Annotated in this window: 21 protein-coding genes and 1 pseudogene; 12 read left to right on the forward strand and 10 right to left on the reverse strand. The window is 45.3% G+C overall.

The genetic code is table 11. The features are described 5' to 3' along the window. Nucleotides 1–220: 220 nt before the first annotated feature. A complete protein-coding gene (locus VJL_RS17755; protein ID WP_038879942.1) occupies nt 221–2,059 on the forward strand; it encodes an ABC transporter ATP-binding protein in 1,839 nt (612 codons plus the stop codon). A gap of 637 nt (nt 2,060–2,696) precedes the next feature. After that, on the forward strand, nt 2,697–3,404 hold the full coding sequence (locus VJL_RS17760) for a DUF445 domain-containing protein (RefSeq protein ID WP_038871536.1): 708 nt from the start codon (nt 2,697–2,699) through the stop codon (nt 3,402–3,404). Between the two features lie 46 nt (nt 3,405–3,450). Here VJL_RS17760 and VJL_RS28025 read toward each other — a convergent pair. Together VJL_RS28025 and VJL_RS17775 are read right to left on the reverse strand one after the other, a co-directional pair. Then, nucleotides 3,451–4,655, reverse strand: a pseudogene (locus VJL_RS28025) (IS3 family transposase). 110 nt (nt 4,656–4,765) lie between these two features. Continuing rightward, nucleotides 4,766–5,242, reverse strand: coding sequence for an Lrp/AsnC family transcriptional regulator (locus VJL_RS17775; protein WP_038871538.1), 477 nt, complete (start codon nt 5,240–5,242; stop codon nt 4,766–4,768). Between the two features lie 322 nt (nt 5,243–5,564). Between VJL_RS17775 and VJL_RS29125 the strand changes: the two genes are divergently transcribed. Next, on the forward strand, nt 5,565–5,732 hold the full coding sequence (locus VJL_RS29125; protein WP_005428989.1) for a hypothetical protein: 168 nt from the start codon (nt 5,565–5,567) through the stop codon (nt 5,730–5,732). A gap of 7 nt (nt 5,733–5,739) precedes the next feature. Here the strand turns inward: VJL_RS29125 and VJL_RS17780 are convergent, their stop codons facing one another. Continuing rightward, nucleotides 5,740–5,988 (reverse strand): hypothetical protein, encoded by a 249-nt coding sequence (locus tag VJL_RS17780; RefSeq protein WP_038871541.1) that lies wholly within the window; start codon nt 5,986–5,988, stop codon nt 5,740–5,742. A 444-nt stretch (nt 5,989–6,432) separates the two neighbouring features. On the opposite strand from VJL_RS17780, the gene VJL_RS17785 reads away from it, so the two are divergent. Continuing rightward, complete coding sequence (locus tag VJL_RS17785) at nt 6,433–7,038, forward strand: histidine phosphatase family protein (RefSeq protein WP_038871543.1); 606 nt, start codon at nt 6,433–6,435, stop codon at nt 7,036–7,038. 7 nt (nt 7,039–7,045) lie between these two features. Then, nucleotides 7,046–7,570, forward strand: coding sequence for a GNAT family N-acetyltransferase (locus VJL_RS17790; protein WP_038879951.1), 525 nt, complete (start codon nt 7,046–7,048; stop codon nt 7,568–7,570). 41 nt (nt 7,571–7,611) lie between these two features. On the opposite strand, the gene VJL_RS17795 is transcribed toward VJL_RS17790, so the two are convergent. Then, nucleotides 7,612–7,851 (reverse strand): RNA recognition motif domain-containing protein, encoded by a 240-nt coding sequence (locus VJL_RS17795; protein ID WP_038871547.1) that lies wholly within the window; start codon nt 7,849–7,851, stop codon nt 7,612–7,614. Between the two features lie 148 nt (nt 7,852–7,999). Between VJL_RS17795 and VJL_RS17800 the strand changes: the two genes are divergently transcribed. Further along, nucleotides 8,000–8,530 carry a GNAT family N-acetyltransferase gene (locus VJL_RS17800; protein WP_038871549.1) on the forward strand — a complete coding sequence of 177 codons (531 nt, stop codon included), beginning with the start codon at nt 8,000–8,002 and terminating at the stop codon, nt 8,528–8,530. A 124-nt stretch (nt 8,531–8,654) separates the two neighbouring features. Here VJL_RS17800 and VJL_RS17805 read toward each other — a convergent pair whose 3' ends face one another. The 5 genes from VJL_RS17805 to VJL_RS17825 form a co-directional block, all read right to left on the reverse strand. Then, nucleotides 8,655–9,164, reverse strand: coding sequence for a MerR family transcriptional regulator (locus VJL_RS17805; RefSeq protein ID WP_038879953.1), 510 nt, complete (start codon nt 9,162–9,164; stop codon nt 8,655–8,657). Nucleotides 9,165–9,357: 193 nt separating this feature from the next. Beyond that, the gene (gene putP / locus VJL_RS17810; protein ID WP_038871553.1) at nt 9,358–10,851 is read right to left on the reverse strand and encodes a sodium/proline symporter PutP; all 1,494 of its coding nucleotides are present in this window, start codon (nt 10,849–10,851) and stop codon (nt 9,358–9,360) included. A 137-nt stretch (nt 10,852–10,988) separates the two neighbouring features. After that, entirely contained in the window at nt 10,989–11,696 is a 708-nt protein-coding gene (locus VJL_RS17815) for a 1-pyrroline-5-carboxylate dehydrogenase (protein ID WP_038871556.1), read from the reverse strand. 11 nt (nt 11,697–11,707) lie between these two features. Beyond that, nucleotides 11,708–14,839 carry a bifunctional proline dehydrogenase/L-glutamate gamma-semialdehyde dehydrogenase PutA gene (gene putA, locus VJL_RS17820; RefSeq protein ID WP_038879957.1) on the reverse strand — a complete coding sequence of 1,044 codons (3,132 nt, stop codon included), beginning with the start codon at nt 14,837–14,839 and terminating at the stop codon, nt 11,708–11,710. A gap of 415 nt (nt 14,840–15,254) precedes the next feature. After that, a complete protein-coding gene (locus VJL_RS17825; protein WP_038879960.1) occupies nt 15,255–16,064 on the reverse strand; it encodes an AraC family transcriptional regulator in 810 nt (269 codons plus the stop codon). A gap of 779 nt (nt 16,065–16,843) precedes the next feature. Between VJL_RS17825 and VJL_RS17830 the strand changes: the two genes are divergently transcribed. After that, nucleotides 16,844–17,563 (forward strand): helix-turn-helix transcriptional regulator, encoded by a 720-nt coding sequence (locus VJL_RS17830; protein ID WP_080774286.1) that lies wholly within the window; start codon nt 16,844–16,846, stop codon nt 17,561–17,563. Nucleotides 17,564–17,632: 69 nt separating this feature from the next. Here the strand turns inward: VJL_RS17830 and pdxH are convergent, their stop codons facing one another. Next, nucleotides 17,633–18,268, reverse strand: a complete 636-nt coding sequence (gene pdxH, locus VJL_RS17835; protein WP_038879963.1) for a pyridoxamine 5'-phosphate oxidase — start codon at nt 18,266–18,268, stop codon at nt 17,633–17,635. Between the two features lie 127 nt (nt 18,269–18,395). Between pdxH and VJL_RS17840 the strand changes: the two genes are divergently transcribed. From VJL_RS17840 to VJL_RS17860, 5 genes are all read left to right on the forward strand, one after another. After that, nucleotides 18,396–20,279: a sensor histidine kinase gene (locus tag VJL_RS17840; RefSeq protein ID WP_038879966.1), complete on the forward strand. Its 1,884-nt coding sequence runs from the start codon at nt 18,396–18,398 to the stop codon at nt 20,277–20,279. Then, entirely contained in the window at nt 20,272–21,498 is a 1,227-nt protein-coding gene (locus VJL_RS17845; protein WP_038879969.1) for a sigma-54-dependent transcriptional regulator, read from the forward strand. The genes VJL_RS17840 and VJL_RS17845 overlap by 8 nt, the downstream gene beginning before the upstream one ends. 113 nt (nt 21,499–21,611) lie before the next feature. Next, entirely contained in the window at nt 21,612–23,003 is a 1,392-nt protein-coding gene (locus tag VJL_RS17850) for an HlyD family type I secretion periplasmic adaptor subunit (RefSeq protein WP_038879972.1), read from the forward strand. Nucleotides 23,004–23,116: 113 nt separating this feature from the next. After that, nucleotides 23,117–23,800 carry a transglutaminase-like cysteine peptidase gene (locus tag VJL_RS17855; RefSeq protein ID WP_038871574.1) on the forward strand — a complete coding sequence of 228 codons (684 nt, stop codon included), beginning with the start codon at nt 23,117–23,119 and terminating at the stop codon, nt 23,798–23,800. A gap of 5 nt (nt 23,801–23,805) precedes the next feature. After that, nucleotides 23,806–25,719, forward strand: coding sequence for a bifunctional diguanylate cyclase/phosphodiesterase (locus VJL_RS17860; protein ID WP_038871616.1), 1,914 nt, complete (start codon nt 23,806–23,808; stop codon nt 25,717–25,719). Nucleotides 25,720–25,730 lie beyond the last annotated feature (11 nt).

A 25,730-nucleotide genomic window follows, 5' to 3' on the forward strand; every position in this document is an offset into this window, starting at 1 on the left:
TAATGCACCGACTATTAAGCAATAACCAACTAGTTACATTTAAAAGACAATCGGTTAGACTATTTTTTCGCCTCTCTCACATTCGTAACTTTGTCTGCTTTTCTGGCTAGCAGACCACAATATGTCTTACCCCATACTCAGTATTAACTGCTTAGTCCAAGGCAGGAAGAATTGATGAATTCAATGACTGAGATGGGAACCATTAACTTTAGGAAGAGTTATGTTTAAACGATTTGAAGGCTTTACCGAGCCGTTCCCCAAATCACAGCCTGACCAGCCCCCTACTGGGATTTTCGCGTTTTTACGCCACTACACTCGCGGCTTTGAAAAACCGCTGATCATCATGTCGATCATGTCGACCATTGTGGCGATCGTGGAAGTGTCTTTATTTGGTGCCATGGGTCAGTTGGTCGATTGGCTTTCCACCAGCAACCCTGAAACGTTTTTGCAAGACAACAAAGCAGAGCTGATGTTTTACGGCGCGTTGTTACTGATTGTCATGCCCATTTTGGTGGTTGTGTATTCTTTGTTGATTCACCAAACCTTGCTTGGTAACTACCCTATGTCGGTGCGTTGGTTGGCACACCGCTATTTACTCAATCAAAGCCTGAACTTCTATCAGGATGATTTTGCGGGACGTGTTGCCACCAAAGTAATGCAAACCTCACTGGCCGTGCGTGAGACCGTCATGAAAACGATGGACGTCTTTGTTTATGTGTCTGTCTACTTCACCAGCATGATCGTGATGTTAGCCGCAGCAGATTGGCGTTTAATGATTCCAATGATCATTTGGTTATTGGCTTATATTGCCATTCAAGTGCATTTTGTTCCGAAACTGAAAGACGTTGCGTCTGAACAAGCGGACGCTCGATCTACTATGACAGGTCGTATTGTCGATAGTTACACGAATATTCAGACGGTAAAGCTGTTCTCGCACAGTAAGCGTGAAACCGACTACGCCGAAGAGGGTATGAAAGGCTTCTTAAATACCGTGTACCGTCAAATGCGTTTGGTGACTGGTTTTGATATCGCGGTTGAGATTTCAAATTACCTGCTGGTTTTCTCGGTAGCGGCTCTATCAATTTACTTGTGGCTAGACAGCGCGATCAGTGTCGGTGCCATCGCGATTGCGGTCAGTTTAGCACTGCGCGTGAACGGCATGTCAATGTGGATCATGTGGGAGGTCGGTGCTCTATTTGAAAACATGGGCACGGTTGTCGATGGGATGAAGACACTGTCTAAAACTATCGATATAAAAGACAAAGCTGATGCAAAAGATCTGCAAGTTTCTCAAGGTGGTATCCACTTTGACAACGTCAGCTTCCACTACGGTGAAAACAAGGGCGTGATAAGCAACCTCGACCTCAATATCAAACCAGGAGAGAAAGTCGGCCTGGTCGGGCGTTCAGGGGCTGGTAAATCCACCTTAGTGAACCTGTTGCTGCGTTTTCATGATGTTGAAGAAGGCAGTATCAAGATTGACGGACAAGAGATATCAAGTGTCACACAAGACTCGCTACGTTCAAATATCGGCATGGTGACACAAGATACGTCACTGCTGCACCGTTCGATTCGTGACAACATCTTGTATGGCAACCCAGATGCAAGCGAAGAAGACCTGATCAAAGCCACCAAGCAAGCGCACGCGCATGAGTTTATCGAAACCCTAACTGACCCGTTTGGCAACGTTGGATACGACGCACAAGTAGGTGAACGTGGTGTGAAACTGTCTGGTGGTCAACGCCAACGTATCGCCATTTCACGAGTACTGCTAAAAGACGCACCTTTGCTGGTACTTGATGAAGCGACTTCAGCACTGGATTCAGAAGTTGAAGCGGCAATTCAAGAAAGCTTGAACGAGCTCATGCAGGGTAAAACGGTTATTGCTATTGCACACCGTTTGTCGACCATTGCGCAAATGGATCGCCTGATAGTGCTCGATAAAGGTAACGTGGTTGAACAAGGGACTCATAAAGAGCTGATTGCCAACAACGGCATTTATGCTCAGCTTTGGGCACACCAAACCGGTGGTTTTCTTGGAGAAGAATCCAATAGCTAAATCTCTTTCAAAAAAAGAGACCAACAGAAACGGCGCTTCAAGCGCCGTTTTTTTTACCTTCTGTCTACTAAGGTAATTTTGACAACCCCAAACAAAAGGTGATCAAGATCACTTAAAATCTCACATATAAAACAACAATATGGGTGCATGTCACATTTTTTCTGTTAATATAGCGCCCCGTTGCGTATTCGAAAGCAGTGGACACAACGCAGAGTATTGAGCTGGCTTCATTTGTTATTTCACTTTTTGAGAAACAGCTATACTCAATCGATGGCTTAGTTATTAATCTAATAATAAGGTAATTAGCTTATGTGCAAATGTGGTTCAATGCAGATCGTACAAGTAAAACAAAGTTGGGCAGATAAACTATTCGGCTACTCAGAGCGCTGGAAATGCCAACTTTGCTGTAAGATCTTCCGCTTCTAAAAGACCAAAAAAGACGCTTAGATTTTCTAAGAAAAAGCAGTGGCCCGACAATGATTGTCGGGTTTTGTTTTTTTGGCCTTTATCAACATTGTGCTTCTTTATCACCACGCCTTACCCAATCGATTATTCTCACAATCTAGCATCTCGGTGTGACTTAGGTATAGAATCATGTTCACTTATTCCTTCTTCAATTCATACATAATCGCTCACTATGAACAAAAGTTTGCTGACTAATATCCTTGCTATCGCTCTGATGGGTGCAGGATACCAAATTCAAAACGATTACCTTTGGTATGCAGGTTTGTTTGCGTTTTCTGGCGCAATTACCAACTGGCTAGCCATCCACATGCTGTTTGAGAAAGTTCCAGGGCTTTATGGTTCTGGCGTTATTCCTGCACGGTTCGAGGAGTTTAAGCTGGCCATCAAAAACTTGATGATGGAGCAGTTCTTTACTGAAGCAAACATCGACCGTTTCCTTAATAAAGAAATGGCAGGAGGCGTAAACATCAACCTTCAGCCTGTCATCGAAAAAGTGGACTTAAACCCAGCGTTTGATTCACTTGTCGAAGTCATCGAAGGCTCACAGTTTGGAGGTATGCTTGCAATGTTTGGGGGCACAGAAGCCCTGCAACCAATGAGACAACCGTTTGTTGAAAAGATGCAGGAATCAATTGTAGAACTGAGCCAAAGCGACACCATCAAAGCAGCGTTAAAAGATCAATTAGAATCGCCAGCGATGATGGATGAAATCAAACAAAACATTGAAAGCATTATTGATCAGCGGCTAAGTGAATTGACGCCCGCTCTTGTTAAAGAAATCGTGCAGAAGATGATAAAAGAGCACTTGGGTTGGCTAGTCGTCTGGGGCGGTGTTTTTGGTGGTTTAATTGGTATTTTAACCACCTACGTTAGCGCATAAGCATTTATCTACCTTGACCCGTCCTGATATGGGTTGACACTTTTAGTTAAAACGCTCGATGAACTTCATCGGGCGTTTTGTATTTTAGAGCTGTATGTGGCCTCTGTTCATTATAGAGTTTCACCGACTCAGCAACCATTTTCTTAGCTTCATTCAAGTCGTTCGGCTTAGTCAGCAAGTACTCCATCTTTAAAATACCATTTACTCTTTCAGCTAGAGCATTTTGATAGCAGTCGTATCCATCAGTCATAGAGCATGTCACGTGATATTTTCTGTGTAGTGACTGATATTCCTCAGAACAGTATTGAATACCTCGGTCAGAGTGATGAATAAGCTCGCCCTCATATAGCCGCTCTTTCAAAGCCTTCAGGAATGCACTTTTAACGGCTGGCGTCTTCATATTATCATCTAGATGATACCCAACTATCTTCCTCGAGTAGGCGTCAGTGATTAAGCTGAGATAAGTATTTCCCGCTCGTGTTGCCAAGTAAGTGATATCAGCGACCCATAACTGCTCCGGTTTATTTGGAACCATGCCCTCTTTGATTCGGTTTGGATGGCAGTGGAACCGGTGATGGCTGTTTGTTGTTCGATGATAAGCCCTACGATTTAAGACCAACAGTCGATGCTGTTTTAGCAACGAAAACAGACAGTCTCGCCCTATATCAATGTTATTCTGACTGAGTAAGTACTTGAGCTTTCGAGTTCCTAATCGAGGATGTTGAATCCTTTACTCTTTGACGAACCCAATGACAGATTGCTCTTTCTGAGTTCGCTGAAGCTCGAGCGCGTAGCGTTTGTAAAACGCCTGCCGAGTAATCCCGATGAAGTGGCAAGCTTTAGTTACTGTGAGCCTTTTGACCGTTTTTTCCTTAATAACTCGGCTTTGCGCTTCTTTGAGATTCGGACACCGAAATCCCTATCCATTACTTTTACGACAGCCTCAAAGAAGTCCGCTTTCAGTTGAGTTTCTTCAAGTTGTTGCTCGAGTTCTTTTATCCGTTGTTCTGGAGTTTGAGTAGAAGGAGAATCAGGCATGCCATTACCTACTGTGTTTGGTTTCTCTATTCCTTTAGACCAATTTAGCTGACCGTGCTTACGAAGCCAAACTAAGACAGTAGACCGGCCTTGTATCCCGTATCGCTCTTGAGCTTGTTTATAGGTCATCTCACCTTTTTCTACTTGGTCAACAACCGTCAATTTAAAGGCAAGAGAATAATCTCGTTGGGTTCGTTTACTCGTTGATTTCATGACATTCTCCAATTTCATGTTGGAAATGTGTCAACCTTATTTAGGACGGTACACCTGATACAAAAAAGGAGCCAGTAGGCTCCTTTTTTGTATCTAGCATTTAGCCTTAGTTAGCTTAACAGCTCTGGATTAACGCCAAACCCCGTTTTATGCTCTTCGATCACCACTTCACTACGAGTCTGAATCACACCAGGCAACGTCCCAAGCTTACTCGACATGAACTCTTGATAAGCTTTCATGTTCCTTACTCTTACCTTAATCATGGTGTCAAAATCACCAGACAATGAATAGCACTCTTCAATCTCTGGCATCAGCTCTACGGCTTTAGCAAATTTTTCAAAAATCGAAAAGCTGGTTTGATCGAGACGAATATGGATAAAAACTTGTACATCTAAACCTAACTTTTCCGCATTAAGTTCGGCGTGATAGCCATTAATGTAGCCTTCTTTTTCGAGTCTTTTGACTCTCTCAGAGCATGGAGACGTGGTTAAATTGACTTGTTTTGCCAATTCAACGATCGGAATTCGGCCTCGAGAATGCAGAATCCTTAAAATCTGTAAATCAATTCTGTCTAGTTGATAACTCATTAACCACATCCTTTTAACAACTTAGGAGCCTTCAGATTAATAGTTACTATTCAGTTTGCAAATAGTGAAAGAGAGAACGTGTGAAACCTGCATACATTTAACGATTGCCATGTACAAAAAAGTGTCAAACGTTCAAAAAATGAAAACATTCATATGCCAAATTTATAGATACGCAGACCAATATAGGCAACTTTATTAATAAGATAATTTTGTTAACGAAAAAATGGAATGATGAACTTTGGAGAGAAAAATACGAGCTTTAAAGAAAAGAAATGAGCCAAATAGTAAGGTAATAATAGGCAAAAATAATGAGGAGAAAGCAATGTTAACCCTACAACTCGCGTACAAACCATTTGGTGTTGGCGAATGGACGTACACGACCGTTTCACACGAAGTCGCAAAGTCTCTGGCGTCTGAATATGCCTCTTACGGCTGGCCAGTTATGATCGACGGATTACCATTTGCTACCGAGAAAGAACTCGCAGCCTAAACGCCGGTTACATTATCGCTGATGTCTGTCGCGCTGGATGCTGAACTAATTCACCAATAGCGCGATGGTTACAGCAACGACAATAATATTGAGGCTCCATTTCGTAATAGTGTTCACCTGTTACAAACTTGGCCATCAGCTGCGTAAAGCTCACCACTTTGCCGCTCAGTGTCGCAATTTGCTCTGGTTCACAACGCTTCATGATCACTTTATGCTGCGTTGATCTTCTACAAGCTGAGCAATAAATATCTGGCATTACATCTCTCCCTGCTTTTTCCTGTGCTACTGACAATTGACATATTTTGTTCAAAATAATTCCACAATAAAAAAGCTCCATTGTTTTTTTGTGTCCCACCTCCAAAAAATCCCTTTTCAGTGGTCAAATTATGAGACCTTGGTCAGACCTCAACTTTCATTCCTCAACTATGAAAAATAACGCTTATGTATGTAATTCTACGCGACATAGCACATAAGTTATTATTGCGGTTTGTTTTTATTCAAAAGCGATTGGCGACGGCTGACAATTATCAAGCCCCCCATCATCACCGGCTCAAATTTCAGCGATTTACAGTGTGAATTTCATCCAAAAATAATAGAGAATCACAAGGATATGAATTAGTTGAACCCACTTTTATTTGGTAAAGCCATGCTATTGTTCAGCGTGCCTGCCAAATAAAAATAACTGACAAGGAAGTCACCGATGATCCACATTACTTTTGTTCGTCATGGACGTTCACAAGCGGATGATTTACGCGTTCACGAAGGGCGCTTTGATAGTCCGCTCACCGAAGTAGGGATTCAACAAGCCGAAAATCGCGCGAAACAATTTGCCGAAGAAGGGCGAAAGTACGATGCGATTTTAAGTAGCTCAATGCAGCGTGCACGTCATGTTGGAGAGATATTTTCTACACACCTAAATGTCCCTATGACCACACATGATGAATTGATGGAGCGTGATAACGGCCCTTTGCAAGGGCTACCTTTTAGCGAATCTCAACACAAATACCCTATGGCTGATTTCGTCAACCCGTACCAACCTTGCGTTGTCTCTGCCAATGAAGGGGAAAGCGGTGTGGAACTTTTTGCACGTGCTAGCCTTGCTCTTCAGTCCATCATAAGAAGAGGCCGTGGCCGTTACTTGGTGGTCTCCCACGGCCGTTTTATGAGCGCCATGTTCAATGTGATTTGCGGCAACCAACCTAGAGCGAATGAAGCTGGAGTTCAATTCGCATTTCACGATTTAGGCTACTTCGATACTACCTACCGACCTGATCTTGATGTTTGGGTCATTCAATCTGTAAGGTGATGCCGTTATGCCAACACAACCAAAACTCTTTACTGAACGACTCATTCTGCGACCTTTTCAGCATGAAGATAGTGAACGCGTCGCTTTACTCGCGGGTGAAAAAGTCATCGCAGATATGACCGCGAACATTCCACATCCTTATGGGCTGTCTATGGCGAAAACATGGATTGAAGGACATGAGCTAATGTACAACGAGCGCAGAGGTGTCGTCTACGCGATTACCTTGCGTGAGTCAGGAGAGTTATTGGGGGCCGTGAGCATACCGAGAATTGAGGATGGTTATGGCATTTTAGGATATTGGCTAAGTGTCCCTTACTGGGGGAAGGATTACGCGTTTGAAACTACGAACGCCCTAATAGAGTTCGCACGTGTCGACTTTGAGTTAGCCGGAATTAAGGTACTGCACTTAGTAGAAAACCACCGTTCCAAATCGGTGATAAACAAACTCAATGTACCTTATGTCAAAAACACTTGGGTTGGTCCTCAAGGGGCTGAGCGTGAAGTTTGTGTCTATCAAAAAACGTTCGTTTGAAGGGACAAAAAAGCCAGCGATGATGCTGGCTTTTCTCTATCTTAGTCTTGAGCGACTTTCACGCGGATTTTGCTTTTCGCGACGCTAGAAAGGTTTAGCGCTTCTAGTGCAGCAATTGCTTCTGCTTCATCTGGCATGATCACAAAGCCAAACCCTTTCGATAGACCCGTTTCTTGATCAAGAACCAGAGTACAAAGTTCTACTTTGCCGTGCGCTGAGAATAATGTGCGCATATCTTGCTCGGTCGTTTCACGAGCCAAGTTTCTTACTAAAAGTTTCATAATGAACCTAGTTGGTTTAATAACCGTACGATTCTCTCAGGTTCTTCCAAGCAAACCAAGCGAATAATATTGTACTAACGACTAGATCATTCTAAGTACATCTGATTAAATGATTTTTCGTTCATTTTTCACCCAAAGGAGAATCGATATGGAAACGAAACGTCTTAAGTTAGTCCCTGCTTGTTTGGAACGTGCAGAAGAAGCACATCAAGCGGTTGTGCGCAGCCAGAAGACGCTCGAAACGTACCTTCCTTGGGTGCCACATGTGCTCACACTAGAAGCCATGATTGAGGGAACAGAAAAAGCCATCGCCAACTTTGAAAACTTCGAAGAGGAATTACGTTACTTCATCATCGAAAAGGAAAGCGATCGCTTAATTGGCGCCGTTGGCTTGATGATTCGAGACCAAGAAGTACCAGCATTTGAGATCGGTTACTGGTTAGATGATACCGCAGTGGGCAATGGTTACATTTCCGAAGCGGTGCTTGAACTAGAGCGCTACGCGTTTGAAGATCTTGGTGCGAGGCGCATTGCTATTACGGCAGATTCAACCAACCTAAAAAGCCGCGCCGTCGCAGAGCGTTGTGGCTATGATTTTGAAGGCGAGTTGAGACACGACCGCCTGTCTACCTCAGGGGAATTGAGCAACACTGTAGTTTACTCAAAAATCCGCAACTAAACGGTTTGTTATCAAGCTGCCTGTTATTAAACTTTTTTCTATTGAATATAACGCCATAAGAATAAGCCTCACGAAGAGGCTTATTCTTATTTAACCGGTTTTTAATGCGCTGCTTAGGCGCTAATTATAGAGCACGAATGCGCACAATTTCGTCTTGCTCAATCCCCAAAGATTCAAGGAATTTTTGGTGCTCAGCAGGCTCCATCTCTTCAAATTTCTGGTGCCATGTCACCATGTCGTTTTCAGAGAAACCCGCAGCTTGCATGATTTGTACCCAACGTTCTTTAGTCACAATATTATCCTCTATCAGTTGTGGTTCTTGTAATAGCACCACGATCGCTTTTTGCTGCGCTCGTAGGTTTTGAATCTCGCGTTCGAGCTCACTGAAATGGTCTTTCAAGATCTCCGCTTGAGATTTGCCTTTCTGTGCCAACAAAGTGCGTATGCTGGAAATCGGTAACCCATAAGAACGATAAGACGAGATCGTTTTTAAACGCTGCATCTCTTTTTCTCCATACCATCGATAACCGTTTTCTGAACGATGTGCAGGCGCTAGCAAGCCTTCACGTTCATAGTAAAGAATCGTAGTACGGGAGAGTCTACACTCTCTGGCCAGTTGGGTTACGGTTAGCATAGTGGCTCCTTTTGTCGGTACAGACATAGCATCAGCCCTACACTGATAGACGGGTCAACACGTTTTTTACTATACCTCAGAAATTCTCTAATTAAGGTGTTAGTGGTCATTCAAATCACCATCGACCATCAACCATAGAGTAAACACAAAAAAGCCCGCGATGGTCGCGGGCTTTGTTTTCACTTGAGAATGATTAGTCTAGTTCAACCAACTTCTTCTGGTACTCTTTGTGTTGCTCTAGTACGTCTTGCGCAGCACCGCCAGTCATTTTGCTCACAACCACGATAGCGATAGTAGAGAAGATGATGCCCGGTACGATTTCGTACACATCGAACCAACCGCCTGTTAGCTGTTTCCAAACCACGATAGTCACACCACCGATTAGGATACCTGCTAGTGCGCCGTTACGGTTCATACCGCTCCAATAAAGGCTAAGTACAACTGCCGGACCAAACGCAGCACCAAAGCCTGCCCAAGCGTAAGATACAAGACCTAGAACAGAGCTATCTGGCGTCATTGCTAGGAATAGCGCGATAAGAGAAATCACGATAACGCCTACACGGCCAATCATTACCACTTCTTCAGACGTTGCATCTGGCTTAATCACTTGCTTGTAGAAGTCTTCAGCAAGAGCTGATGAAGATACTAGAAGCTGTGAATCTGCAGTACTCATTACCGCCGCAAGAATTGCCGCCAGTAGGATACCTGCAATGACTGGGTGGAATACCGTATTCACCAATAGCATGAAGATTTTCTCACCATCATCCAGTTGGGTACCAGGGTGACCTGTTACCCACACTAGACCAACAAGACCCACAAGCATTGCACCCGCCATAGACAGCGCAGTCCAACCCACAGCGATACGACGCGCTGTTGTTAGGTCTTTGTTTGAACGAGAAGCTTTAAAACGCGCTAGGATATGTGGCTGACCAAAGTAGCCTAGGCCCCAAGCCGCTAGCGAAATGATCGCGATAGCCGATAGGGGTTCACCTTTCACATCGTTCCATAGCGTTAATAGCTCTGGGTTGATGTTGTGCATGTCAGTCGCTAGTTGACCTAGACCGCCGTCCATTACAGCAACAGGCACAATCATCAGTGCCGCCGCCATCAATAGACCTTGCACTAAATCCGTCCAAGATACCGCCAGGAAGCCACCAAATAGCGTGTACGAAACCACACACACGGTACCGATGATAACGGCAATGCTGTAATCCAAGCCGAATACGGTTTCAAACAGTTTACCCCCTGCAACCAAGCCTGAGCTGGTGTAGAAAAGGAAGAATAAAAGAATGAAGAACGCAGAGATTGTCTGAATCAGTTTCGACTTATCGTTGAAGCGACGCGACAGGAACTCAGGCAGCGTTAGTGAATCGGTTTGAATACTATACGTACGTAGACGCTTCGCATTGATCAACCAGTTTGCCCACGTACCCAGTAGCAAACCACCCGCTAGCCAGAACGCTTCGATACCTGCTGCATACGCATACCCCGGAAGACCCAGCAGCAACCAACCACTCATGTCTGATGCGCCCGCAGAGAGTGCCGCTGGCCATGGACCAAGGCTACGACCACCTAGGAAGTAATCAGATGAATTGGAAGTCCTCTTATACGCGTAAACGCCAATGGCAACCATAATTAGTAAATACGCCACAAAAGTGGTCGTGATAGCAAAGCTATTTTCTATCATTTGATAGTCCTCGTTATAATTATTTCCTTCCTTGCCCGCTTTGATATTTTGCCATCGCAGCAATACATCAAAGTAAGAGATACCAACCCGAGTAAGCTCTCAGGCTCTTTTGATTCAGATTGGTATCACAAGTCAGGTTAGTGGGAGTCGCTTCCCAACTCGAGTAGAGTCGCGTTACCGCCCACTGCTGTAATATTTATCGTTCGAGTACGCTCAGTAATGAAGCGCAACGACAGATGAGGATCATGAGTCAATGTCGGTGACTCTAAATCCGTTTCAGAAACTAAACCGACGATGGCACCGTCACGCTTAGCCAGTTGCAGGTTAAGCGCATGCTCAACCTGTGAATGCCCAACATAACCAACACTACGTACGTCGCTGTCTAACAGCGGGGAAGACGCGTCGTACGCAACCACTTGGATTAAGTTAGATGGGAAGTTTGCTGACGTTACAGCCTGCTTAACCATCTGATTAAGTTCTGTATTGTCACTACAAATCACCACGCTGTTGCCCGCAATCAGGGCACAGGTGATCATTGCAAAAGTGCTGTACAGTGCGTTCTCAGTATTCGCTAGGTTGTTTTCACAAACGACCAAAGCCACACCACGCCCCGCCGCGTACAGCTCGTTAGTTTCGCCCGTAGGGCCAACTAACTGATGAGTTTCTGCTAACAGAGCTGACGCTTGTTGCAAGTGGTAAGACACCACTTTGCCAGCCACGCTATGCTGCTCTTCTATCGCAGATTTAAATGCCAGCAAATGCTCACATTTGTAATCAAAATCGGTCAGATTCCACTGCTCCCAAGCAGAGAATGCATCTTTAAAATACGTGATCTGATGAACCATAATGCGACTCCTTACGCCTTCTCTGCTTGAACAAGATGTTGTTTAGTGAAGCGGTATAGGTAGTGAGGACCACCCGCCTTCGGACCTGTACCAGACAAACCTTGACCACCAAATGGCTGAACGCCAACGACTGCACCAACCTGATCGCGGTTGATGTAGCAGTTACCCACGCGAGCGTGTTTTTCAATCCAACGGTAAGTGGTTTCATTACGGCTGTGGATGCCCATTGTGAGGCCAAAACCGGTTTGGTTGATTTGCTCAACCACGTTTGGCAACTCAGACGCTTTAAAGCGAACAATGTGCAAGATAGGGCCGAATTGCTCTTCTTTCAGAACATCAATGCCCGAGATTTCGAACGCACTTGGCGACACAAAATCACCGTGCTGGCACGTTTCATCCAATTGCAATTGAGCAACTTTGGTTTGTGTGCTTGTCATGTGCTCTAGGTGAGCAAGGAGTTTATTTTTTGCATTGCTGTCGATAACCGGCCCTACATCCGTTTTGTGTAAGTAAGGAATACCAACATGCAGCTCATTCATTGCACCTTGGATAAGGTTGATGATGCGATCCGCAACGTCTTCTTGAACGAACAGAACGCGCAGAGCAGAACAACGTTGACCTGCAGAAGCGAAAGCGGAGCGAATAACGTCACGCACAACTTGTTCTGGTAGTGCCGTACTATCCACAATCATGGCGTTTTGACCGCCAGTTTCAGCGATAAACGGAACTGGCTTCGCGCTGCGCTCGGCAAGCGTCACGTTGATGCGCTGCGCCGTTGCCGTCGAACCAGTAAATGCTACACCTGCAATCGCATCATGAGACGTTAGTGCATGACCAATTTCACCACCACGACCCGGCAATAGCTGAATCACGCCCGCTGGGAAGCCGGCTTCTAACATCAATTCGATCGCACGCGCCGCAATTAAGCTAGTTTGCTCAGCTGGCTTAGCCACAACTGTGTTACCTGCAACCAATGCCGCGGTGATTTGACCAAGGAAAATCGCTAATGGGAAGTTCCATGGGCTGATACAAACGAATACGCCTAGCCCTTCGCGGCTCGAAATACGTTTCATGCCATCAAAGCCTTCTAGTTCGAACGGTTGAAGGTTTTGCGCTTGTTTCGCGTAGTAACGACAGAAGTCGACCGCTTCACGCACTTCATCAATACTATCGTGAATCGTCTTACCCGCTTCTTGGTGACAAATCGCCACCAGCTCAGCCAAGTTTTCTTCCATCAGATCCGCAAGCTTATCTAGGCACGCCGCTTTTTGTTCAATTGCGGTGCCTTTCCACTCTGGGAATACAGCATCAGCCGCTTCGATTGCAGCGGAAACATGATCAAGGCTTGCGAAAGCCACCTGACCCACTTCAATACGACGATCGTAAGGGGCAGTAATGATCTCTGCGGAGTTTTCCTTGATCATGCTTTCGGCATGTTTCACGCCATTGATGATCGGACCCGCAATCCACTTCTGGGTTAGGAAGCTTTCAACCTGCGCTTCAAACGGCTTCGCTTCGCTATCAATATCAACGTTCACACCGTATGAGTTTTTGCGCTCAGGGAAAATGCCAGTTGGCATTGGAATTTGACCGTTGTGCAAAGTATCAAAAGAGGTCAGCACATCAACAGGGTGATGCGTCAGCTCTGAAATTGGACAACGCGCGTCCACTAAACGGTGCACAAACGAACTGTTCGCGCCGTTTTCTAGTAAGCGACGAACTAAGTAAGGCAGTAGATCCGCATGGCTACCGACTGGCGCGTAAATACGCACTGGCTGACCATAAGTGTCCATTACATGGTTATAAAGCGAATCGCCCATACCATGCAGACGTTGGAATTCGTAATCTTTGTGCTCTGCCATCACAGCAATTGCAGTAACAGTGTGCGCGTTGTGACTAGCAAACTGCGGGAAGATATTACCGCGCACGCCTTCACTTAGTAGGAAGCGTGCACACGCGAGGTAAGCAACATCCGTCGCTTCTTTGCGCGTGTAAACAGGGTAATTCTCGTAACCCGCTTGTTGCGACCATTTAATTTCGCTGTCCCAGTACGCGCCTTTCACGAGACGCAGTGGGATAAGATCGCCCTGCTCTTTCGCTAAACCGTTCAACCATGCCAATACTGGCAGCGCACGTTTCGAGTAGGCTTGAACCACAAGACCAAACTTGCCCCAGCCTTTGAGTAGATCACTACGGTACAGTTTTTCGAACAGCTTCAGTGACAGCTCAAGGCGGTCTGCTTCTTCTGCATCAATCGTGATGGCAACATCCACTTCGATAGCGCGTTTAAGCAGTTGCGTTAGCGTATCGTAAAGCTCAGTCATCACGCGTTCTTCATTCGCTACTTCGTAACGTGGGTGAAGTGCTGAAAGCTTGATAGAAACAGAAGGCGCAGGACTCGTGTCACTGCCATACGTTTCTCGACCTACGGCTTCAATCGCCATTAGGTAGTCTTTGAAGTACTTACTTGCGTCTGCCGTGGTTAGCGCCGCTTCACCCAACATATCGAATGAGTAAGTGAAACCTTTGTCGCGCATTGGCCGACCGTTCTTTTGTGCTTCTTCAATCGTACGACCACGTACAAACTGGTGACCCATGATCTTCATTGCCTGATACATGGCTTTACGAATCACAGGTTCAGAGAATTTGTTCACCAGACGGTTTACAGCCTGACTTGGGCTCTGGGTTTCTTGGTCACCAATGCCAATCACTTTACCTGTCAGCATCAACCCCCAAGTTGAAGCGTTAACGAAGACAGAATCTGAACTCTTAAGGTGAGATTTCCAATCCGCAACACTTAACTTGTCTTTAATCAGTGCATCGGCCGTCGCTGAATCCGGAATACGCATCAACGCTTCTGCAAGACACATCAACAAGATGCCTTCTTGGGTATCAAGGCTGTATTCCAGCAACAGCGCATCAATCATCTGGATTGACTTCTTATCCGCACGGATAGCTTCGATAAGCTGGGTTGTTTGGGTCGTGATTGCCGATTTTTCTTCCGCTGTCGGCGTTGCTAGTGGCAATAATTGCTCTAGCCATTGAGACTCGTCCACCATGTACAATGGCGAGATCAGTGACCATAACTTATCAAGCGGCTGCTCGATAAATTCTGGTGTTAACACGTTCGTTGCAGTAAACATGCGTTTTCCTCAATCTCTCTCCTCGAAAACCGCTTCGAGGATCATCAATGGCTGGCAGTGTATTTTGAGCCCGAGAAGAATACTTGTCAAAAACTCCGAGCTTTTTGCTAAAAACTCGCTTTTATAACAAAACATCTACATAGTCACACGCAATTAGATAATATATTGTGTTGTAAAAATTAATTTTTGCATGTCATTTACAACAAAAGTAGACAGGTTTTGGGCAATTTTTATTTGAATAAGAAGGATTTAGATTGTGATTTTGTGAGGAATGGGCAAAAACACTGAAAATTTAAAGGGGAATTACGCAAAAAAGTTCGACTTTCCTGTGCAAAATACAGACGTAAAAAAGCCGCGACCAATGCGCGGCGTTCTATCAATAAGCAACAAGACGAACAAAAAGAAAGATATTTTATTAACTCTGTTTCTTATACTGCGAAGGTGACAAACCTTGTAAACGAGTAAAAGTATGCGTGAAAGTACTTTGGCTAGAAAAACCTGTAAATTCGGCTATCTGGCCGAATGTAAGGTGGCCTTGCTCAATCAAATCACGCGCCATATCAATACGTTTACCTAGCACATACTGATGCGGCGTTATACCCATTTGCTCTTTAAATAAGCTGTGGAACTGGCTTTCGCCCAAGAACACACTACCTGCCAACTGCGCAACACTGATTTTATGGCTCAAATGCTGTTCGATGTAACGATCTATCGCATCCAAATCGAATCGTGAATCTTTTTTTGATGTTTCAAATGAAGAGATATGGCGTTGCATCAACGCAATCACAGTATCGTTACAAGCGCGACTAAGCAGCAAATCATCAGGATGATTACGCATCTCCTGTACCAACATCTGAATCAGCTTTTGGATTTGACCATCCAGTTGGAAGTAAAGATGAGAGCGCTCTAGATTATTGATTTTCTGTAGCATCTCAGGATCATCATTAGCAGGCTTTGGCATGTTGAGCACCAAAATGTCTGATTGATGAATCACGCCGCCGAAAGCATGATCAGAAGACGCCGTTACGATGCAGCCTTGTCCCGGACCAACTAAATTACCCTGTCCACGAACTTCAAATTCCGCTTGGCCTTTCAAACCGATCACGATCTGCGTGTAAGCATGATCATGGCAATCCATATAAGACGGAAGCGTGATCAACTCTGCTGGTTTAGGCAGCGCGATCTCTTTATACAGCGGGGCTTTCGGGTTATTTGAATCACTCATTTAAAACTGTCGTCTTTCACGGTCGGCTTACACCTTGGCATCATATACCTTCTCGGTGGGGTTGCAAATCTTCCCCAACTCAATCGCACAAGATCAAACCAACACGATCAAGGCATTCTACATGATCATAGTTCCGGAACGATGATCATGTAAGAGTAACTTACGGTCAATGTGCAACCAATTTTTTTAACAAAAACGGATAGATAGTCAAAATTACTAAAGTTGAGACAGCTCGACTCAAAAGATCTTTGCGGTTGAAGTGCACACCAATGTAAGTCAAGAGGTCAAAATTACGATCAAAAGCGCATGAATTAACCAGAAAACAGCAACATAGAGGGAATTCCCCCCTTACCAATATACGCTCAATTCAATACATTAGACCTCGAGCTCTAGGATGCATACGACCCTGAGTTCACCGGTATCTACTTGATACCTCTAACTTACTTAGCAGACCCTCGCTATGTAATTTAGAACCTCTTCTACACGTCGACAAGATTATATCTTGTGTTGCCAGCCCGTCTTCAGGCTGGCCTTTTTTTTGCTCTACGCCAATGAAAACAATGGCATAAGCTGATATTATATGGGCCACCTCACCGTATCCTGAGCTTAATCATCACGCTGAGCTAACTTGATCTATCTTCTCTCTTTTCCAGTTTGTCTGGCGCAATTCCTGAAAGCATGATCAAGGAACGATTTCGTAAGAGAAATTTCAGGATAATCGAAGTGAGAACACTGACCTGCAATAAAGCAGGCGATACGTAGCAGTAGTGAGCCCTCTTGTGAATATTCCAGTCAATACCATAGAACAGTCGCTCCTCCGACAGCTACCGGGTTGTTGGGGATGCAAAGATAAAGCGTCAGTATTCCGATATGTGAATCAGGAATACGCAGAATTGATAGGCTACGATTCACCTGAAGCCTGTATTGGAAAGACAGACTTTGAAATGGCGAGCCCAACCATTGAGTGTGCAAAAGAGTTTCAAGAGCAAGATAAGCATGTTATTGAGACTGGCGAGTCACTGAAGATCCTCGATATCCACCCCTATCCTGATGGTCATTGGCGAGCGCATATCTTTACTAAAACGCCGTGGCGAGATGACGATGGCAACATCATTGGCACCATCTTTTATGGGCGTGAACTGACTGATACCGCCGTCATCGAAGTAGGCTATTGGGTTTGCCGAGCCATTGGTGGAAACCCGAGCAAAAAATCAATCTTCCGCTTCTCTAACCTGAAACCCGAACCCGAAAAGCTAACCTGCCGCGAACAAGAAACCTTATTCCTATTGCTGTATGGAAAAAAACCGCAATTCATCTCTCAGGTCATGGGCATTTCCACTAAAACAGTAGAGGGGCATGTTGCTCGTCTACGTACGAAGTTTGAAGCCAACAGCAAGAATGAGTTGATCGACAAAGCAATGGAAGCTGGTTACGGCTCCATTGTGCCAAAGACCCTACTTAAACATCAGCTCTCTGTGGTGCTTAACGGCGAACGCTGATTCTTGATTCTGTGCAAACAAAAACACCGCCAATTTCGGCGGTGTTTTTTTATCTCTTCATCGAAGTGACTACGGCGCAAGACGGTCGATGTCCCAATCACCTTCTTGATTTGAGAACAAGAAACGGTCATGCAAGCGGTGCTCGCCACCTTGCCAAAACTCGATACTTTGCGGTTTCACACGGAAGCCACCCCAGAAGGTTGGCATTGGGATTTCCCCTTTGGCGAATTTCTGTTTCAGCTCTAAGAATTTGCCTTCCAACACGCCTCGAGCGGAAATACGGCTACTCTGTTTACTGGCGATCGCAGCAAGTTGGCTCTCTTTCGGGCGAGAAGTGAAATATTTCATGTTCTCCATCGGTGACAGCTTCTCTGCAACGCCCGTAATATGGACCTGACGCTCAAGCGGATGCCAAGGGAAATGTAGGCTGATATTGCTATTGTGCCCAAGCTGCTGTGCTTTGCGGCTGCCTAAGTTGGTGTAAAACACAAAACCATCTTTATCGACACTTTTCAGTAGTACGATACGTTGAAATGGCATGCCATTCTCATCAACCGTGGCAACGGTCATTGCAGTAGGGTCGGTCAAGCCAGCTTCTACCGCTTGCGCCAACCACAAATTAAACTGATCGACAGGATCTGCTTTTAAATCTTTACGACGCAGGCCACCTTTTGTGTACTCACGACGAATATCAGCAAGTTCCATCTTCACTCCTTCACTCGTTTTTCCCGATTGTGCGCCCGATGATACTCAATTTCAAGGACAGCAAACGATAACTCTGATTGCGATTTGTGTTGTGTCACGTTGTCGCTGCGGCTCACAGCATCGTTAAATGCCATTTGATAACATGGCGTTAAAAACGAGTGAGCCAACCGTGAACCTACTCAACCCCAAAGCTCTGCGCCATTTTTTGCTGGTGTTGCTCGCCATCGGTATGGTCGGGCTAATATCGACTCATAAGTACGCAACCCAGCATCAACATGATCAATGGCAAAAAAAACTTCAAACCCAAGCCACGCAAGTCGCTCAGGAGATCGATTATGAGTTGGCTAAGTTTGAACAAATCCCCAATCTACTCAGCCACGATCCAAGATTGCTCGACGCTATAAAAATCGGAAAACCGTCTGATGCACTTAACCGTTTGTTGGCGGAATGGCTCACACAAAGCTTGGCCGATACCATCTATGTCCACGACAAAACAGGCTTAGTAATCGCATCAAGTAATTACCAGCAAGACGATAGTTTTGTGGGCTCTAACTTTGCCTTTCGCCCTTATTTTCAGAACGCGCTCAATGGCGAGAAAGCCCAATACGTTGGATTAGGCGTTCGATCTAATAAGCGGGGCTATTTCTTCTCATCTCCGCTTTGGGTTGATGACAAAGTCGCGGGAGTGATTACGGTTAAAGTCAACTTAGAACAACTTGAACAAAGGTTGGTTCAAGACGATGGAGATTTACTTGTCACAGGCGTGCATGACGTCGTTTTCATGAGTAATCTACCGGATTGGCGTTATCGCGCATTGTTTCCACTTTCCGAAGCAGCAAAACATGAACTCAGTCAAACCCAACAATACGGCCACTCCCTACCAGAATATCGTGGTGAGTTAACCGGAAAAAGTGGTGCGACGCAGTTTAAAAACAATCAACTTCTACTCTCTCCAAACTATCTAGCATACGCGACCCAGTTGTTTGAAAAAGGCTTTCGTGTTGTAGCACTGATCAGCCAGCAAGAAGTACTCACCGCCGTTCTTCAAGCCGATGTCATTTATCTGCTGTTGTATGCCTTGGTTGGTTTAATTGCTTTGGCTTGGTTCCAAATGCTGGTCAACAAAGCACGCCTCGCGAATGTGAACGCGAACTTGGAAGAAAAAGTCTCGGAAAGAACGTTGGTCCTCAGCCAAGCCAACCACAAATTGCAGCAAACCGTGCATCAATATGAGAAGAGTCAGCGAGAACTCAAGCAAACTCAACAAGAGTTGACGCAAGCCGCCAAACTCGCACTGCTTGGGGAGCTGTCCGCCAGCATCAATCACGAAATTAACCAGCCGCTTGCCGCGCTGCGAACCTACACCGAAAACTCACAACGTTTGATGGCAAAGGAGCGTTACCCTATGGTGGCAAGCAATTTGGATAAGATGCTGTCACTCAACAACACGATTGCCGAAGTCATTGCTCGTTTAAAAGTCTTTACACGCAAAACCGACAGCAACCAACACAGCGAAGTCGCCATCCTGCATGATGCTGTACACAACGCCACGCGAATTTTGAGTAACAAGCTGATCAAGCAAGGCGTAACATTAAAAGTGCCAACTATCGAATATAACGTGAGGTTAGCGATTCACAGCGTTGAGCTTGAGCAAGTGCTGATTAACCTCTTTCATAATGCGGCGCAAGCCATGGATAGCTACTGCATTGATCCACAAATTTCGATTGCCGTGCAATGCGAAGAAACTCACTGCGATATTTTAGTTTCCGACAACGGCCCAGGCATGTCCGAGAGTGCCTTAGCAAAAGTCTTCGACCCATTCTTCACTACCAAGCCCGAGGGATTGGGCTTAGGATTAACCATTTCAAAACGTATTTTAGAGAGCTACCAAGGTGCTTTGAGCGCTTACCAACATCTAGACGCTCAAACACAAAAAGTAAACGGCATGACTTTTGTTATCACGGTTCCACTCGCTACAACATCGTCCTTAGGGGAAAACACCTATGCATAATCCTGTTTTCTTTGTCGATGATGAACCACATATTCGCGATGCTGTATCACAAGCGCTTTTAATTGAAGATATCGAAGTAACCTGTTTTCCCAATGCAGTCGAAGCACTACGCGTTATCGACCCGCACACACCAGCCTTGATCATTACCGATATCCATATGCCAGTGGTGAACGGCTTAGAGTTTATGAGCACGCTGCTGAGCAAAAACAATCACTTTCAGTTTATTGTTCTCACTGGCCACGGTGATGTAAAAACAGCGGTAGAGGCGATGAAAAGTGGCGCATATGACTTTCTCGAAAAGCCATTCTCGACAGAGCAACTGTTAAAATCACTGAATAACGCCAGTGACAAACTGACTCTATTGCAAGAAAACGTCTGGTTGAAAAAAGAGCTCGATATGCAAACGCATGTGGGGCCAAAAATGATTGGTCATAGCCAAGTTATGGTCGATATTCGCCGAACCTTAATCAGCGCCTCACTCCACCAGCCACTGATCTTTTTTGGCGAAGATGGCACAGGACGAAGGCTCGCTGCGCAATTTGCCCACGATATTCATGCCACGTCAGACAGTGAAATGATCGTCGCGTCTGGTGAAGATTTGTATGAATTAAGCTCGGATGCGTTCTACAAAGCGATTTATCATTTGTCACAAGGGAGGCCACATTGCAGTTTGTATCTTCACAGTGCCGAACACATCTCATTACCACAATGGCAATGCCTGTTTAAGCACCCAAGCTTACAACGCGTGTTTGGGGCCGCAAACAAAGTAGTGCAAGGAGTCGAGACATTGGCTAAGTTGATTCGCATGCCGAGCTTGGACGAGCGCAAAGAAGACATAGGCCCGCTGTATAAACATTTTGTTCGCCATGCTGCCAGTCGTTATCAGTTGCAACCACCACAAATCAGTTTGGCAGAAGTAAAACGAATAACAGAACTGGCTTGGCCAGAAAACATCAAACAATTGAGGCAGTTTGCGGAATTGCGCGCCCTCAAACCAGATGCGTTTCGCATGGAAGACTGGAACAGTGAAAAGAGCATTGAAATCCAAAGTATGACTCAACGCACAGAACACTTTGAATATTGCTTATTGTTCGATGCACTACAACGACATAGAGGCAGACTCAAAGAGGTTCAACTAGAATTACAGGTGTCGCGAAAAACCTTGTATGACAAACTAAAACGACATCAGTTGGATAAAACAAAGTTCAAGGCACTGTAAAAGAGGGACCATCTACCCCTTTCACACATTTTTATTAACCGAGCATGCTGACATGGTCGGTTAATAATAATAAGATCAAAAAGATAAACCGTCTTTATAAAACAAGGAATGTGATGAGCCGAGACAACTACAACAAGCTAAGCAACGACGAGTTGGATTTTGTTGACGATAAAACCGCTGCTTTGCTCCTGAACACGCCGAGTAGTGCCCGCCTTATGTTGTGGGTTATGGTGTTGTTTTTTGTTGCTGCTATTGGCTGGGCATCTTGGGCGCAAATCGACAAGGTGACGGTTGGTCAAGGCAAAGTCATTCCTTCTTCTCAAATCCAAGTAGTACAAAACCTTGAAGGTGGCTTGGTCAAAGAGATCTTAGTAAAAGAAGGCGAACAAGTAGAGAAAGGCCAGCAGCTGTTGCTGATTGACGACACGCGATTTCGCTCAGACTTTCGAGAACGTGAACAACAAGTAGCGAACTTAACGGCTTCGGTGTTGCAGCTTTCAGCCTCCATCAGCAGTGTAGAAGTGAACCGTGATTTTGAAGACAAAGACTGGGAACAAAGTGTCTTACTCGATTACGGTAAATTGACGTTCCCACCGACACTTGAAGAGAACCAACCTCGCCTCACCCAACGCCAAAAAGCAGAGTACCGCGAAGATCTCGACAACTTACGCAACCAGCTGTCAGTTATCGATCAGCAAGTTAAGCAGAAACAACAAGATTTGGTTGAAATTAGGGCTCGAGTTAACAACTTGCGCCAAAGCTACCGATTCGCGAAGAAAGAGCTAGACATCACGAAGCCACTGGCAGACGAAGGTGTCGTACCTCGTATTGAGCTACTCAAACTTCAACGCCAAGTAAACGATACTCGCCGTGAGATGACCTCTAGCGAACTGAAAATTCCAGTGCTTCGTTCTGCGATACGAGAATCCATGCTTAACCGTATTGATGTGGCATTGAAATTCCGCTCTGAACAACAAGAAAAGCTCAATAGCACTCAAGACCAACTGTCCGCACTCGTAGAATCCGCGGTAGGCCTAGAAGACCGAGTAAACCGCACCGTGGTGGTTTCTCCAGTAACCGGCACCATCAAAACTCTCAACGTGAACACCGTTGGTGGTGTTATTCAGCCAGGTATGGACATTGTTGAAATCGTTCCAACCGAAGACACTTTATTGGTCGAAGCAAAGATAGCCCCAAAAGACATCGCTTTCTTGCGTCCAGACCTTCACGCCATCGTGAAGTTTACCGCGTATGATTTCACCAAATATGGCGGTCTAGAAGGTGAACTAGAACACATCAGTGCGGACACCACACAAGATGAAGAAGGCAACAGCTTCTACATTGTTCGAGTCCGTACCGATAAAACCAATTTTGGACAGGGTGCTGACTTACCAATCATTCCCGGAATGACAGCATCGGTCGATATCATCACAGGGAAACGAACCGTTTTGGAATACTTGCTTAAACCGATTTTGAGCGCCAAAACCAACGCACTGAAGGAGTAAGTATCTGCAAGGTACAAATAATGTGCTCTTAAGTGACGACAAGTGGTTAAATAAAAAGCACTTTTCTCACCCACGAACGCATTTCAAAGGTACACTTGTGATGTGAGTCGAATATGCCACCCAAATTGAAGCGTAAAGTTACATTATTAATCAGCATCAGTTGTTTTTCGTTCCAAATTGGGGCGCTCAACAGCAAGGAACAGCGATGGGTCGATACGGTCACTTCAGTTTATGGTGAGCGGGCAGGAATGCGCGTGAAAACATGGCGGGAAAACATCGACTTTTTTAAAACACTGGAGACTCATGAGAAGCTTGCAGGCGTTAACGACTTTTTCAACCAACTTTACTTCGTTGACGACATCAAACTTTGGGGAAAGAAAGACTACTGGGCAACACCGCTCGAATTTTTGGGCAGTAATGCGGGCGATTGTGAAGATTTCACCATTGCTAAGTACTTCTCACTGCTGGAGCTAGGCATACCCGATTCTAAGATGCGCTTGATCTATGTTAAAGCCATCGAACTGGATCAATTCCACATGGTATTGGCTTACTACCCGACCCCAAGCTCTGAGCCGCTCATTCTCGACAATATCAACCCAGACATTGTTCGAGCCTCCAAACGTAGCGACTTGCTACCGATTTACAGTTTTAATGGTTCAAACCTATGGCTAATGAAGTCTTCTGCTGGCACTGGAGAGTTAGCAGGAAAAGCCTCACGTTTGAGTCTTTGGAATGACTTACGCTCGCGCGAACGTAAGTTGCAGTTAAAGAAACCTAAAATTAACTATGACGAGTGAAAAACATGACCCTATATAAGAAGCTTGTAGTGGGAATGGTTACGGTCTTTTTACTTTTGATGGCATCAGTATTCGTAATCCAATTCAACACTACTCGAGACAGCTTAGAGCAGCAGCAACGTTCAGAGGTCAACAACACCATTAACACCGTTGGTTTAGCATTGGCACCGTATCTAAAAGATAAAGATAAGGTGGCAGTCGAGTCCGTGATTAATGCGTTGTTTGACGGCAGTACTTATTCTGTCGTACGTCTCACCGCGTTAGATTCGGATTACCAGATCGTGCGCTCGTACCCAGTAAAGCCAAGCCATGTCCCACAGTGGTTTATCGACCTGAATCTATTTAAAGCGATTCACGATAAACGCGTCGTAACCAGTGGTTGGATGCAGCTGGCTGAAGTAGAAATCATCAGCCACCCAGGTGCTGCTTACGAACAGTTGTGGCAAGGCTTTATTCGCCTGCTATCGGCATTTGGCGTTATCTTCCTAGCGGGTTTAGTCGCGATTTCTTACATCCTACGTCGCTCACTCAAACCTTTAGCAGCCATCGTCAAGAAAATGCACGAAATCGCCAACAACCAATTTGGTGACCCACTTGCTCGTCCAAAGACCAAAGACCTCATTGCAGTCGTAGACGGTATCAATATGATGTCGGCTCAGATTGAACTGTCATTCAAAGAACAAGCGAAAGAAGCGCAGCGCCTACGTGCACAAGCTTACCTAGATCCGATCTCCAAGCTGGGTAACCGCTCGTTCTACATCAACCAAGTGGACCAATGGTTGGCAGAACAAACGCAAGGGGGTATCGCGCTACTCCATGCTGAGTACATTGGTGACATCTACGAAACGAAAGACTACCAACGCGCAGATGCCCACGTGAAAGAGTTGTCTCAACGTCTTAAAAACACCATCGATGTACCAGGAGCAACCATTGCTCGTCTATCAAGCGACGAATTCGGTCTGTTATTCCCACACATGGATGAAAGCGAACTGCGCATCCTAGCGGATAGCATCGTCAACTGTGTGAATGGTCTGAACACAGACCCAACCGGTCTTGCTAAACCAAAAGCTTCGCTCGGCGTGGCACACAGTAAAGATCAGAAAACACGCTCAGAAGTGCTTTCTATGGTGGATAACGCACTATCGAAAGCAAAAGCACAACCAGACAGAGCTTACGGCTTCGTGGGTGGTGAAAACTCTTCTAACCTAATGGGTAAGCAGCAATGGAAAGCGCTGGTTGAAGAAGCGATTCACGGTGATTGGATTAAATTCCGTTTTCAATCTGCGAAAAACACATGGGGCAAGGTATTCCACAACGAGGTGTTCTCTAGTATCGAAAAAGATGGCGAGACCTTCCGTGCCAACCAATACCTGTTTGCTTTAGAGCAGCTTGATGCCACCAACATCTTCGACCAATACGTCATTGAGTCGATGATTAAAATGCTAGAAAGCGGTGAGTTGAACGAACCTGTTGCCATCAACATTGCACAAAGCAGTCTGTCGCAACCTTCGTTCATTCGCTGGACCACCAGCATGCTAGAGAAGCACTCGAAAGTTGCGCCAATGCTGCACTTTGAGGTTCCAGAAGCGTGTTTCATCGACCATCCACACCATACAGCACTACTGTGTAATGCCATTCGTCAGTCAGGTGCAGAATTCGGTGTTGATAACTATGGTCGTAACTTCCAGTCACTTGAGTACATTCAGGAGTTCCGCCCGAATTACGTAAAACTGGATTACCTGTTCACGCACAACTTGCATGACGAAAAACAGAAATTCACGCTGACTTCGATCTCGCGAACCGCTCACAACTTGGGCATCACGACGATTGCATCACGTGTAGAAACGCAGATTCAGTTGGACTTCCTCACCGAGCACTTCGTCGAGGTCTTCCAAGGTTTCATCGTCGACAAGGAATAAAGAAAAGGTAT

The organism is Vibrio jasicida CAIM 1864 = LMG 25398, from assembly GCF_000400365.1.
GTDB lineage: Bacteria > Pseudomonadota > Gammaproteobacteria > Enterobacterales > Vibrionaceae > Vibrio > Vibrio jasicida.

Excerpts from the sequence above, each read along its gene's own strand:
- VJL_RS17755 (WP_038879942.1), top strand. The coding sequence starts at position 221 with ATGTTTAAACGATTTGAAGGCTTTACCGAGCCGTTCCCCAAATCACAG.
- VJL_RS17760 (WP_038871536.1), top strand. The coding sequence starts at position 2,697 with ATGAACAAAAGTTTGCTGACTAATATCCTTGCTATCGCTCTGATGGGT.
- VJL_RS17775 (WP_038871538.1), bottom strand. The coding sequence starts at position 5,242 with ATGAGTTATCAACTAGACAGAATTGATTTACAGATTTTAAGGATTCTG.
- VJL_RS29125 (WP_005428989.1), top strand. The coding sequence starts at position 5,565 with ATGTTAACCCTACAACTCGCGTACAAACCATTTGGTGTTGGCGAATGG.
- VJL_RS17780 (WP_038871541.1), bottom strand. The coding sequence starts at position 5,988 with ATGCCAGATATTTATTGCTCAGCTTGTAGAAGATCAACGCAGCATAAA.
- VJL_RS17785 (WP_038871543.1), top strand. The coding sequence starts at position 6,433 with ATGATCCACATTACTTTTGTTCGTCATGGACGTTCACAAGCGGATGAT.
- VJL_RS17790 (WP_038879951.1), top strand. The coding sequence starts at position 7,046 with ATGCCAACACAACCAAAACTCTTTACTGAACGACTCATTCTGCGACCT.
- VJL_RS17795 (WP_038871547.1), bottom strand. The coding sequence starts at position 7,851 with ATGAAACTTTTAGTAAGAAACTTGGCTCGTGAAACGACCGAGCAAGAT.
- VJL_RS17800 (WP_038871549.1), top strand. The coding sequence starts at position 8,000 with ATGGAAACGAAACGTCTTAAGTTAGTCCCTGCTTGTTTGGAACGTGCA.
- VJL_RS17805 (WP_038879953.1), bottom strand. The coding sequence starts at position 9,164 with ATGCTAACCGTAACCCAACTGGCCAGAGAGTGTAGACTCTCCCGTACT.
- putP (WP_038871553.1), bottom strand. The coding sequence starts at position 10,851 with ATGATAGAAAATAGCTTTGCTATCACGACCACTTTTGTGGCGTATTTA.
- VJL_RS17815 (WP_038871556.1), bottom strand. The coding sequence starts at position 11,696 with ATGGTTCATCAGATCACGTATTTTAAAGATGCATTCTCTGCTTGGGAG.
- putA (WP_038879957.1), bottom strand. The coding sequence starts at position 14,839 with ATGTTTACTGCAACGAACGTGTTAACACCAGAATTTATCGAGCAGCCG.
- VJL_RS17825 (WP_038879960.1), bottom strand. The coding sequence starts at position 16,064 with ATGAGTGATTCAAATAACCCGAAAGCCCCGCTGTATAAAGAGATCGCG.
- pdxH (WP_038879963.1), bottom strand. The coding sequence starts at position 18,268 with ATGGAACTTGCTGATATTCGTCGTGAGTACACAAAAGGTGGCCTGCGT.
- VJL_RS17840 (WP_038879966.1), top strand. The coding sequence starts at position 18,396 with ATGCCATTTGATAACATGGCGTTAAAAACGAGTGAGCCAACCGTGAAC.
- VJL_RS17845 (WP_038879969.1), top strand. The coding sequence starts at position 20,272 with ATGCATAATCCTGTTTTCTTTGTCGATGATGAACCACATATTCGCGAT.
- VJL_RS17850 (WP_038879972.1), top strand. The coding sequence starts at position 21,612 with ATGAGCCGAGACAACTACAACAAGCTAAGCAACGACGAGTTGGATTTT.
- VJL_RS17855 (WP_038871574.1), top strand. The coding sequence starts at position 23,117 with ATGCCACCCAAATTGAAGCGTAAAGTTACATTATTAATCAGCATCAGT.
- VJL_RS17860 (WP_038871616.1), top strand. The coding sequence starts at position 23,806 with ATGACCCTATATAAGAAGCTTGTAGTGGGAATGGTTACGGTCTTTTTA.